Raw genomic sequence first — 12,179 nt, 5'->3', positions numbered from 1 at the left:
TTTGCCAGGTTTTTCTTTTTTAGGAGAGGAAATGTATGTCAGGAAAAGATTTATCCGTATTAATAGCGGTCATTTTAATTGTAGCTATGCTTATTATCCCTTTTCCAACTTGGCTTCTAAGTATACTAATCTTAATTAATATAACATTGGCACTCATAGTTTTACTGACGACTATGAATATGACTGAGCCGCTTCAATTTTCGATATTTCCATCATTATTGTTATTATTGACACTTTTTCGATTAGGATTAAATGTATCGACAACCCGTTCGATCCTTTCAACAGGGGATGCAGGAGGAGTTGTCCATACATTTGGTACATTCGTTGTCGGTGGTAATCTTATTGTCGGACTAGTTGTATTTTTAATTTTAGTCATTATTCAATTTATCGTTATTACTAAAGGAGCAGAGCGTGTTTCTGAGGTTGCTGCCAGATTTACCCTAGATGCGATGCCTGGGAAACAGATGAGTATTGATGCCGATTTAAATGCTGGGATGATTTCAGAGCAGGAAGCCCGAGCACGCCGTGAAAAGGTAAGCAGAGAAGCGGATTTTTATGGGTCAATGGATGGGGCTAGTAAATTCGTTAAAGGGGATGCCATCGCAGGAATCATTATCGTCTTGATCAACCTGATTTTTGGGATTGTAATCGGTGTAATGCAACTTGGATTGTCGGTAGCTGATTCTGCCTCGAAATTTTCGCTGTTAACAGTAGGGGATGGCCTTGTGAGCCAAATTCCCGCACTTCTTATTTCGACTGCAACAGGAATTGTTGTAACTAGAGCAGCTTCGGATGGAAATCTTGGAAAAGATATTACAACTCAATTATTTGCCTTTCCAAAAATGCTGTATGTGACTGCTGGGACGATCTTTTTATTAGGACTGTTTACCCCAATAAGTGATTTGCTGACGATTCCCATTGCGGCGCTTCTATGTATCGGGGGATATATGATAAACCGTACCCCTGAGCAAGGAAAGGAGCAGCTGCAGGAAATTGAGGAAGAGCTGGAAGCTGGTGAAATGAAAAGTCCAGAAAGTGTTGTTAGTTTATTAAACGTGGATCCTATTGAATTTGAATTTGGATATGGACTTATACCGTTAGCCGATGCCAACCAAGGCGGAGATCTCCTTGATCGGATTGTTATGATCAGAAGGCAGCTGGCGATAGAATTAGGTTTAGTTATTCCAGTTGTACGAATACGAGATAATATTCAGCTGCAGCCCAATGAATATAGGCTCAAAATCAAGGGAAATGAAATGGCGAGAGGCGAGCTGCTGCTAGATCATTATTTAGCGATGAGCCCTGGCATTGAGGACGATTCTATTGAAGGCATTGATACGATTGAGCCATCATTCGGACTGCCGGCTAAATGGATTACAGAGGATATGAAAGAACAGGCAGAAATATTTGGCTATACAGTCGTGGATCCTCCTTCTGTCGTTTCAACCCATATTACAGAAGTAATAAAGGGAAATGCCCACGAACTAATCGGACGACAAGAAACGAAGCAATTGATAGATCATCTTAATGAAAGCTATCCAATTCTTGTTGAGGAAGTTACACCAAACCCGCTATCAGTTGGAGAAGTGCAGAAAGTGCTGGCAAAGCTGCTAAAAGAAAATGTATCTATTCGAAACTTGCCAATTATATTCGAGACATTAGCTGACTTTGGCAAAGTAACTAGCGACACGGAATTACTTACAGAATATGTCCGGCAAGCATTGGCACGGCAAATCACAAATCAATTTTCTCAAGGATCTGAATCCCTGAAAGTGGTAACCCTTTCCGGAAAAGTGGAGAAGCTAATTGCTGAAGGCATCCAACAAACGGAACATGGCAATTATTTATCGATGGATCCGACTGTTTCTCAATCCGTCTTAGAATCAATCGCATCACAGGTAGAGCAATTGTCCTTAATGGAACAAACACCGATTGTATTATGTTCACCTGCAGTAAGAATGTATGTCCGTCAATTAACCGAAAGATATTTCCCGCAAATTCCAATTCTTTCGTATAACGAACTTGAAGCAAATGTAGAAGTACAGAGTGTAGGGGTGGTGAATATAGATTGAAGGTAAAAAAATATATTGCGCCTTCCATGGCTGAAGCGATGAAGCAAATAAGAGCTGAGCTTGGGAGTGATGCAGTTATTTTAAATTCTAGAGAGGTTCAGTCTGGCGGTTTCCTAGGGCTATTCAAAAAACGTACGATCGAAGTCATTGCAGCTGCCGATCAGCAGGGAAGTTCCCAGCAGAAAACAATCACAAAAACAAAGACCTCGGCTGCTCCGAATTTGAATCGAAATTTGCAGATGGAGAACGTAATTAATGTTAATAGCGATAATCAAAAGCCATCTGAAGACATAATGAAAGAAATCAATGAATTAAAGTCGCAGCTAAAGGCAATGTCTGCTTCGAATTCGGAAATAGGGCCTGTTTACCCTGAACATTTAAAGCTCATGCAGAAATTATTAAAGGAACAGGACATTCATGAAACCATTCAAAACAAAATACTAACGTTGCTTCTTGAAAAATGGTATGTAAATGGGGCAAAGGCATCGATTAATGAAGTATATTCCTGGCTAGAAAAGTACATGGCTGATCAGCTTACTGAAATACCATTTGGAGGAATTTCCTTTAAGAAAAAGTATATTAATGTAGTCGGACCAACAGGTGTTGGAAAAACAACCACTTTGGCCAAAATTGCAGCTGAATGTGTCATCAATCATAAAAAGACAGTTGCCTTTATCACTACAGATACGTATCGTATTGCAGCGATTGACCAATTAAAAACATATGCCAAAATTTTGAATGTGCCAATGGAAGTCTGCTATACAATTGATGATTTTAAAAAGGCTGCAAATCAGTTCAATGATTATGATCTTGTTCTAATCGATACAGCAGGCAGAAACTTTAGAAACAAGCAATATGTCGAAGATTTAAAGCAGGTCATTGATTTTGATCATGACATGGAAACATACCTAGTTCTCTCCCTTACTTCAAAACAAAGGGATATGGAAGATATATATGAACAGTTCTCCATTATAGAAATTGATAAATTTATTTTTACAAAAGCGGATGAAACATCCAGCTACGGAGCGATGTATAATTTGATCACAAAATACAACAAAGGTGTTGCCTATATGACAAATGGTCAAAATGTTCCAGACGATATGATTGAAGTAAAACCAAGTACAATAGCAAAAACCATTATTGGGGTCGAATAAAATGAAAGACCAGGCAGAAGATTTACGATTAAGATTAAGAGCAAAAGAAGCAAGGAAGAATCCTAGAACATTAGCAGTTGTAAGCGGTAAGGGAGGAGTTGGGAAATCCAACTTTTCTCTCAACTTTGCAATTTCTTTAACGAAGAAGGGCAACGCAGTATTGCTTTTCGATATGGATATGGGAATGGGAAATCTGGATATATTGATGGGAACATCCTCAGAATATTCAATCGTAGATTATTTTGAAGGACGCGTTTCTCTAAATCAAGCGATCATGAATGGTCCTGAGGAGCTAAAATACATTGCAGGCGGTTCTGGACTTTCCCACATCGTCCATTTAGATGAAAACAGAGTAGAACAATTTACACAAGAGCTCTCTGTTTTATTTGGTGAATATGACTATGTCATTTTTGATATGGGTGCAGGCATTACAAATGAATCAATTAAATTTATCCTTTCAGCCCAAGAGATTGTATGTATTACAACTTCTGAACCTACAGCCATTACAGATGCTTATTCAATGCTGAAACACATTCATTTAGTAGATTCTTCTATCCCCTATTATATTGTCATTAATCGGGTTCATAGTGAAAAAGAAGGGCAAATGACCTATAATCGTATTTCTAAAGTATTGCAGAATTTTCTTGGGAGGGAATCCTTCTACCTTGGAATGATCCCAGATGACCGAGCGATCCAGCAGGCTGTTAGAAGGCAAACCCCTTTTATTCTATATAATGATAAGTCCCCGGCTTCAAAGTCAATTACCCAATTGGCTGATCGGTATAAAGAGAAGCATTTTCAAGATAAACCGTCAGTAAATGGCATTCCGTTTATAACAAAACTAAAGCGATTTCTCTTCGAAAGGTAGGCGTCCTCATTGAGTAAAATTAATGTACTAGTTGTAGATGATTCGGCCTTTATGAGGAAGCTAATTTCTGATTTTCTTAAAGCAGATCCCCGGATAGAAGTAATTGGAACGGCAAGAAATGGGGAAGATGGACTAAAAAAAGTAAGAGAATTGAATCCAGATGTTGTCACAATGGATGTTGAAATGCCCTTATTAAATGGACTGGATGCTCTTAAACAAATTATGATGGAACATCCAGTTCCAGTCATCATGCTTTCTAGTACGACTAAAGAAGGGGCCGATAACACGTTAACAGCGATACAAAATGGAGCTTTCGATTTTATTGCGAAGCCTTCAGGTGCAATCTCCCTCGATTTACATAAAATTAAAGAAGAATTAGTTCAAAAAGTCATCTTAGCCAGCAAAGTTAGCAGGAAACAATTGATAAATTTAGCATCAAATAGAAATTTATCTATAAAACATGAAGAAAGATATAGTAATATAGAACTAAGTGAAACTAGTAATTATCTGAAGGATTCCTATACAAAGAAAATAATTTGTATTGGAACATCTACAGGCGGCCCGAGAGCTCTGCAGAAGGTCTTAACTAGCATTCCATCAACAATTGATGCCAGCATTCTTATTGTTCAGCACATGCCTGCTGGATTTACGAAATCATTAGCAAACAGATTAGATTCACTTTGTGAAATTTCAGTAAAGGAAGCAATCGATGGTGAACCTATTCAAAAGGGAACTGCTTATATAGCACCAGGGGGTCTTCATCTTAAAGTTAAGCAATCTGGTAATATTCTGCTTACAAGCTTGGAGAAATCAGATGTTAGAAACGGACACAGACCTGCGGTAGATGTTCTTTTTGAATCAGTAAGCGAAATTAAAGATTATAAGAAGGTAGCTGTTATCATGACTGGAATGGGGGCAGATGGGGCAAAGGGACTTATTGCTCTTAAGCAATCTGGTAAAGTAACTGCCATCGCTGAATCTCAGGAAACGTCTATCGTTTTTGGAATGCCAAAAGCTGCTATTGCTACAAGATTAATAGATGAAATTCAAGATGTGGATAAAATTGCCGATTCAATTTTGAAATATGTTTAATGCGGAGGGCTGAGAGCTCATGGATATGAATCAATATTTAGAAGTCTTTATCGAGGAAAGTAAAGAGCATTTGCAGGCTTGTAATGAACAATTGCTGGAGCTTGAAAAGAACCCAGAGAATATTTCGATTGTGAATGAAATTTTCCGCTCGGCACATACACTAAAGGGAATGTCAGCGACGATGGGTTATGAAGACTTAGCTAAATTAACCCATCAAATGGAAAATGTTCTTGACGCCATTCGAAATCATAAGCTTACATTTAATCCTGAGATACTAGATGTCATTTTCCTTGCTGTTGATGACCTTGAAGCAATGGTTCAATCAATCGCAGAAGGCGGAGACGGAAAAAGAGACGTACACGAAGTGGTGGAAAAGCTATTAATGATAGAAAAAGGGGAAAGCATTTCTCAAATTGCAAAATCTGAGGTGGCAGCTGCAGTTGCAGAGCATAAACCGACTGTTAAAAGTGTATACGATGAGTTTGAACTGACTGTTATGCAGCAATCAAAGGAACAAGGCTTTGAAACTTTTGAAGTAACGGTTTCATTGAGGGAAGATTGTTTACTGAAAGCAGCAAGAGTGTTTATGGTTTTTGAAATTCTTGAAAAAATCGGTGAAGTGATTAAGGCGAATCCATCGGTTGAGCAATTAGAGGAAGAACAATTTGATCAAGAATTTACTGTCACAATTGTATCTAAAGAAGTTAAAGAAGATATACATAAGAAAGTGATGAAGGTATCAGAGGTAGAAAGAGTGGAAGTTCATGCTTTATCATTGGAAGCCCTTCGTCAGTTTGAATTAGATGCGCCAGAATTAATTACGAGCATCGAACCGATTCTCGAAGAAAAGGAACCAGCAGAAACTAGTGTTGAAAGGCAGCAGGAAGATAAGAAGGCTGGAACAACTTCTTCATCTAAAAATTCTAGCAATAAAACAATTAGAGTAAATATTGAAAGACTTGATATTTTAATGAATTTATTTGAAGAATTAGTCATTGACCGTGGGCGTCTTGAACAAATTTCCCGTGATTTAAATAATCAGGAGCTGCATGAAACGGTTGAGCGGATGACTAGAATATCAGGTGATTTGCAAAATATTATTTTAAACATGCGCATGGTGCCAGTGGAAACAGTATTTAATCGGTTCCCGAGGATGGTGCGTCAATTAGCCCGAGACTTGGACAAGAAGATTAATCTTGAAATAATTGGGGCTGAAACGGAATTAGACAGAACAGTTATTGATGAAATCGGCGATCCTCTCGTTCATTTAATTAGAAACGCACTTGACCATGGAGTTGAAACACCTGAAGTTAGAAAAGCTAACGGAAAAAGTGAAGAAGGCACAGTTATTCTTAAAGCTTACCATAGCGGAAATCATGTCTTTATTGAAATAGAAGATGATGGTGCTGGAATTAATCGGGATAAGGTGCTGGCAAAAGCGATTAATAATGGAATTATCACCGGGCAGGCTGCTGTAACGATGACTGACAAGCAAGTGTTTGAGCTAATACTTGCTTCTGGCTTCTCAACTGCTGAGAAGATTTCTGACGTGTCAGGCAGAGGAGTAGGTCTAGACGTTGTAAAAAGTACCATTGAATCATTAGGCGGCACCATATCAATCGATTCAAACTTAGGTAGAGGTTCAATCTTCTCGATACAATTGCCGCTTACTTTATCGATTATTTCGGTCATGCTTACTGAAATACAAAACGAAAAATTTGCTATCCCTTTATCTTCAATTATAGAAACAGCGATTGTGAAAAAATCTGATGTGTTAAATGCCCATAATCAAAGAGTCATTGATTTTAGAGGCAAGGTTGTTCCGCTTCTTTTCTTAAAAGAAATCTTCGAAGTGCCGGTTTTTGAAGAAGAGGATGAATTTTACTCTGTCGTCATTGTGAGAAAAGGGGACAAGATGGCTGGCCTTGTCGTTGATTCTTTCATTGGCCAGCAAGAGGTTGTCTTAAAGTCTCTCGGCAACTATTTAACAAATGTATTTGCTATCTCTGGGGCTACCATCCTTGGTGATGGTCAGGTAGCATTAATTGTAGATTGCAACTCGTTAATTAAGTAAATCGTTTTCTTCGTACAATAAATTTTCGATTGTCTAGTAAGGAGTGGGTCAGAATGGCTGAGACAATAGCTTCTAATATTAAATTAATCGTTTTTCAGCTTATGAATAAAGAGTATGCAATCCCAGTAAACCAAGTTCGGTCCATTGAGAAAATTGAGCATATTACGAGAGTGCCAAGAACAGAAAAGTTTATTAAAGGGGTCATTAATCTTCGTGGAGTCATAACGCCAATCATTGATCTCCGCAGCAGATTCGGGCTTGATGAAGTAGCCTATTCAGAAAGTACGAGAGTGATCATCGCAGGTCTAAATGATTTAGAGGTCGGATTCATTGTCGATTTAGCTAATGATGTGATAGACATTCCAGTAGGCTCCATTGAACCGCCTCCCGAAGTTGTAGGCGTAGCTGAGACAGAATATATTAATGGAGTTGCTAAGATCGGCAATCGTTTATTAATTCTTATTGACCTTGAAAAGATCTTAAATACAGAAGAACGTTTAAGTTTACTAGGAAATGAAGGATGAACAAATGAATTTTCTTGAAAAAATTTCATCCATGCACCTCGATATATTGAAAGAGATTGGGAATATCGGGGCTGGACATGCTGCTACTGCACTATCTAAGTTATTGAATAAAAAAATTGACATGAAAGTGCCAGACGTTAGAATCGTTTCATTTGATGAAATGATGAATATGATGGGCGGGGCTGATAATGTCGTTGCTGGGGTGTTCCTTAGAATTGAAGGTGATGCCCCTGGCAGCATGTTTTTTGTCTTGCCGGTTGAACAGGCTTCTAGATTTATTCGGGAAATGATTGGGGATGAAAGCTTTAGCTTTGATTCTCAGCCTTTTAATGAATTAGGATTATCTGCTTATCAGGAGCTTGGAAACATCCTATCAGGGTCATATTTATCATCTCTTTCTGATTTCACCAATTTATCATTATATCCTTCTGTGCCAGCATTAAGCATTGATATGGCTGGTGCGATCATTAGCTACGGACTAATCGAATTATCACAAGTCAGCGATTTCGCCATTGTTATTGATACTGCACTTAATGATGATGGGGCAGATAAAGAAACAGTAAAGGGTCATTTTTTCTTACTGCCGGATCCAGAATCCTTCGATACGATCTTTAAATCTTTGGGAGTTTAACAAAATGATTGAATGTAAAGAAGTTATTAAAGTGGGAATTGCAGATATGAATATTGTTAAAACCCCTCATACGATACGCACCTCCGGATTGGGTTCTTGTGTTGGAGTGGTAGTTTATGATCAGCAGCGGGAGATTGCCGGACTTTCACATGTTATGCTTCCCGATTCGTCCCTTGCAAAGGCTGGCAATATAAATATTGCCAAATATGCAGATACAGCTGTGAAAGAATTAGTGTCGAAACTCATTCAAAATGGTGCAAGAGCTTATTCCTTAAAGGCAAAAATCGCAGGCGGGGCTCAAATGTTTCAATTTTCTTCCGGCAGTGATATTATGCGTATTGGTCCTAGAAATGTAGAAGCTGTAAAGGCCGAGCTGTCATCACTTAAAATATCTATTGTTTCTGAAGATGTCGGGGGAAATAGCGGAAGAACGATAGAATTCGATCCGCAGACATGTATTTTGCATATCCGGACAGTAAATAAGGGTGTGCAGGAAATTTAGTCCGCTTCTTTCAGGCGAGAGGCTGTTTTTCCTTTTTAACTATACTTAGTAATGGACTGTTTTTGACTAGCATATTTTATCATCATTCATGGATTAGGGAATGTTTGAGGAGGATGACCATGGCGCATCAAACAAAAGAGGACCAACGATTTTGGCATAATTGGGTCAACTCGCGTGACAATCAAGCAGGGGATTATCTTGTAAAAAAATATATGCCGCTAGTGAGTTATCATGTCCAGCGGATTTCCGTAAATCTTCCTAGAAATGTTTCACGTGATGATTTACGAAGTTTGGGGATGATGGGACTATATGATGCCTTGGAAAAATTCGATCCAAATCGGGATCTAAAGTTTGATACATATGCATCCTTTCGAATAAGAGGGGCTATTTTAGACGGATTAAGAAAAGAGGACTGGCTCCCGCGGAATACGAGGGAAAAGGCAAAAAAAATCGAAGCAGCTATTGAAAAACTCGAGCAGCGATTAATGCGAAATGCCAGTATTGAGGAAATATCCTCTGAACTTAATATGAGTGAGGAAGAAGTGCATTCAGTTATAAATGAGCATTTCTTTGCAAACATTCTTTCAATGGATGAAAAGTTAAATGATCAAGATGATAAAGAGGGCCACTCTTATATTATTAAAGATGATCGTGCGGAAATTCCTGAAGTGAAAATAGTGAAAGATGAAATGATCCGTGAGCTGATCGAAATGATTTCTTTACTAAATGAGAAAGAACAGCTAGTGATTAGTTTATTTTATAAAGAAGAATTAACTTTAACAGAAATTGGTCAAGTGATGGGTCTATCAACTTCAAGAATTTCACAGATTCATTCCAAGGCAATTTTTAAACTAAGAAATGCGTTAATAAAAGTTATTTAGGATTGCATCCTATGAAGGAGGAAGCGTAGATGGAAGAGCATTATCGAATTTTAATATCGAAGGATCGTTTAACAGCAAAGATTGATTTAGTTTCGAATGTAGAAAATGACTTTTCCATTGAAAAGAATGATATTGAACAATTTCTTTCTAAAGAAAAGATATCTTTCGGATTCAATGAGGATGTGATAAATCAGATTTGTGAAAACCCACAAACTTTAAGTTATCCATCCATTATTGCTGAAGGCATCCCGCCTAAAAATGGGGTGGATGCCTATCTTCTAAATGAAGTTCAAGAAGAGAAAGAAGAAGTAAGAGAAAAGTTTAACTTCCGAAAAGTTCTTCAAATCCCATCTGTTTCAAGTGGCCAGCCTCTTGCTTCAATTGTCCCGCCTACTCCAGGTACAGACGGAATGAATGTATTTGGAACAAGGATTCCCGCTAAGAATGGAAAACCCCTTAAAATTAAACCTGGAAAAAATGTCATATTAAATAATTCGAAATTTTATTCAACTTCTGATGGTCAGCTAAGTCTTACAGACAAAACGATTTCTGTGAATCCCGTATTTGAAGTCAATGGCGATTTGGATTTAAAAACAGGAAATGTTGATTTTATTGGCAATGTCGTTATTAATGGTAATGTACCTAGCGGCTATGAAATAAGAGCTGGCGGAGATGTTAGAATATTTGGTTTAGTAGAGGCTGCACATATTAAAGCTGAAGGAAATATCATTATTTCTGGAGGAGTTACGGGCGGAAATAAAGGGATGATTTCAAGTGCAGGCAATGTTCAGGCAGCCTATTTAAATCAGGCAAATGTGCAAGCTAGTCACGATGTCATCATAGAGTCCTCCATTTTACACAGTAAAATTCGGGCAGACTCCTCCATTTTAGCAAAAAATGCATTCGTAATCGGTGGATTGCTTACAGCAAATAAAGAAATACATGTAAAAGAAGTTGGCAACCATTTGTTTACGAAAACAGAACTGCAGGCTTGCTTTGATATTTCTTTAGCAAATAAAGAGAAAGAGCTGCATGTTGAAAGAGCAAAATTACATGATAACCTTGTGAAATTATCAAATATTGAGCGAAAGCTATTAGAAATCGCAAAGCTAACCGGCAAATTATCACAAGAACAAAAAAAAGTAATTCTCAAGCAAAGATCTACAAAACAACATATTGTTGGGCAGATCAAGAATGTAGAAGAAGAGCTAAGGCAATTAGAGGAAGCATTAAACGAAAGACTTGACTCTTCTATTTATATTTATGAGACTGTATATCCAAATACGACTTTGCGTTTTGGGAAGTATGCCATACAATTGCAGCACAAACAATCAACAGCACGTTACTCTCTTCAAGGCGGGGAGATCATGTCTGAGCCTATTCTATAGACTGTTAAAAGACAAATTAGAGATGGGTGTGGAACTATGAGTTTGAAGTCGATTGAAATGCAAATTGCCTTGCCAAGGACAATGGAAGCGGGGAAAATCCAGGAGCAATTGCAGCAGCGAGGTCAAAATATCAATGATTTTGCCACAGAGCGAACCCATAAAGAAGAAAAACAGCAAAGAGAAACAGTCATAAAACACGAACAAAAAGCGAATGTCAAACTAATGCAAGACGAGAGCAATGGCAATAATGGGGAAAGTAAAGAAAATCCCCAAAAAAAGAAAAGCAGCAAGTCTATAGAAAAAGAGAAACACCCATATAAAGGGAATATTATTGATTACAGTGGATAGAGGGATTATATGACCACTTTTTTATTATTAGTTAGTTTGTTTTTAAATGTTCTTGCTCTTTTTTCAATTATCATTTTATTTCTGCGCCAAAATCGGTTTTTACAAGTAGAGAAAAAGCAGGAAAAAATGATTCAAGAAATGGAGGAAGTCATTTCTGCCTATCTAGTTCAGATGAAGGAAGAAAACGATGATTTTATTAAACGAATGGGTCATATTGAACGGAATGCTCATGATTCCCAAAATGCAGAAGGTATGACGACAAAGAAAGATCAAGATGAGCCGGGCCTTGAACGGAACCTTAGCCTTCATAGCCGAAAGGGAAAAGTAAATGCTTATAACGCCGCAAAAGCATATAAACTAAATGCTGCCGTGCAAAACTATCCAATCAATAGCTCCAACCGGACAGGACACGACGAGATAGAGTTTCCGCCGCTAGAAATAGAGCCTATTATTCCAGAAGTAAATGAAAAAGAGAATTCACAGGAGCAATCATTATTAAATGATATCCTTCTATTAAAAAATAAAGGATATAATGAGACCGAAATTGCTCAAAAGCTCAATAAAGGCAAGACCGAAATTAATCTTTTATTAAAATTTAATCAAAACAAATAAGGAATAACTTGATAGTCCATTATTTTTATGCTA

The 12,179-nt window shown here is 37.8% G+C and carries 12 protein-coding genes; all 12 read left to right on the top strand.

Annotated elements, in window-relative coordinates; translation table 11 throughout:
* The first annotated feature begins 35 nt into the window (after window positions 1–35).
* The 12 genes from flhA (at window position 36) to AR328_RS02250 (ending at window position 12,146) form a co-directional block, all read left to right on the top strand.
* A complete protein-coding gene (gene flhA, locus AR328_RS02305; protein ID WP_066288989.1) occupies window positions 36–2,072 on the top strand; it encodes a flagellar biosynthesis protein FlhA in 2,037 nt (678 codons plus the stop codon).
* On the top strand, window positions 2,069–3,226 hold the full coding sequence (gene flhF, locus AR328_RS02300) for a flagellar biosynthesis protein FlhF (protein WP_066288984.1): 1,158 nt from the start codon (window positions 2,069–2,071) through the stop codon (window positions 3,224–3,226). Before flhA ends, flhF begins: the two co-directional genes overlap by 4 nt.
* 1 nt (window position 3,227) lies before the next feature.
* Window positions 3,228–4,094 (top strand): MinD/ParA family protein, encoded by an 867-nt coding sequence (locus AR328_RS02295; RefSeq protein ID WP_066288982.1) that lies wholly within the window; start codon window positions 3,228–3,230, stop codon window positions 4,092–4,094.
* Between the two features lie 9 nt (window positions 4,095–4,103).
* Window positions 4,104–5,186 carry a protein-glutamate methylesterase/protein-glutamine glutaminase gene (locus tag AR328_RS02290; RefSeq protein ID WP_082677100.1) on the top strand — a complete coding sequence of 361 codons (1,083 nt, stop codon included), beginning with the start codon at window positions 4,104–4,106 and terminating at the stop codon, window positions 5,184–5,186.
* Window positions 5,187–5,205: 19 nt separating this feature from the next.
* The gene (locus AR328_RS02285) at window positions 5,206–7,260 is read left to right on the top strand and encodes a chemotaxis protein CheA (protein ID WP_066288979.1); all 2,055 of its coding nucleotides are present in this window, start codon (window positions 5,206–5,208) and stop codon (window positions 7,258–7,260) included.
* A 53-nt stretch (window positions 7,261–7,313) separates the two neighbouring features.
* Window positions 7,314–7,784: a chemotaxis protein CheW gene (locus AR328_RS02280; RefSeq protein ID WP_066288977.1), complete on the top strand. Its 471-nt coding sequence runs from the start codon at window positions 7,314–7,316 to the stop codon at window positions 7,782–7,784.
* Between the two features lie 4 nt (window positions 7,785–7,788).
* Window positions 7,789–8,415, top strand: a complete 627-nt coding sequence (locus AR328_RS02275; RefSeq protein ID WP_066288969.1) for a chemotaxis protein CheC — start codon at window positions 7,789–7,791, stop codon at window positions 8,413–8,415.
* 4 nt (window positions 8,416–8,419) lie between these two features.
* On the top strand, window positions 8,420–8,917 hold the full coding sequence (locus AR328_RS02270; RefSeq protein ID WP_066288968.1) for a chemotaxis protein CheD: 498 nt from the start codon (window positions 8,420–8,422) through the stop codon (window positions 8,915–8,917).
* Window positions 8,918–9,036: 119 nt separating this feature from the next.
* Window positions 9,037–9,798: a FliA/WhiG family RNA polymerase sigma factor gene (locus AR328_RS02265; protein ID WP_066288966.1), complete on the top strand. Its 762-nt coding sequence runs from the start codon at window positions 9,037–9,039 to the stop codon at window positions 9,796–9,798.
* Window positions 9,799–9,827: 29 nt separating this feature from the next.
* The gene (locus tag AR328_RS02260) at window positions 9,828–11,186 is read left to right on the top strand and encodes a DUF342 domain-containing protein (RefSeq protein ID WP_066288964.1); all 1,359 of its coding nucleotides are present in this window, start codon (window positions 9,828–9,830) and stop codon (window positions 11,184–11,186) included.
* Window positions 11,187–11,222: 36 nt separating this feature from the next.
* Window positions 11,223–11,534, top strand: coding sequence for a hypothetical protein (locus AR328_RS02255; RefSeq protein ID WP_066288962.1), 312 nt, complete (start codon window positions 11,223–11,225; stop codon window positions 11,532–11,534).
* Window positions 11,535–11,543: 9 nt separating this feature from the next.
* Window positions 11,544–12,146: a hypothetical protein gene (locus AR328_RS02250; RefSeq protein WP_066288960.1), complete on the top strand. Its 603-nt coding sequence runs from the start codon at window positions 11,544–11,546 to the stop codon at window positions 12,144–12,146.
* Window positions 12,147–12,179: the final 33 nt, after the last annotated feature.

The sequence above is a fragment of the Bacillus sp. FJAT-29937 genome (genome assembly GCF_001509555.1).
Lineage (GTDB): Bacteria > Bacillota > Bacilli > Bacillales > Cytobacillaceae > Cytobacillus.
Note: the sequence above shows the minus strand (reverse complement) of the source record. Positions and strands in the feature narration are given on the sequence as shown.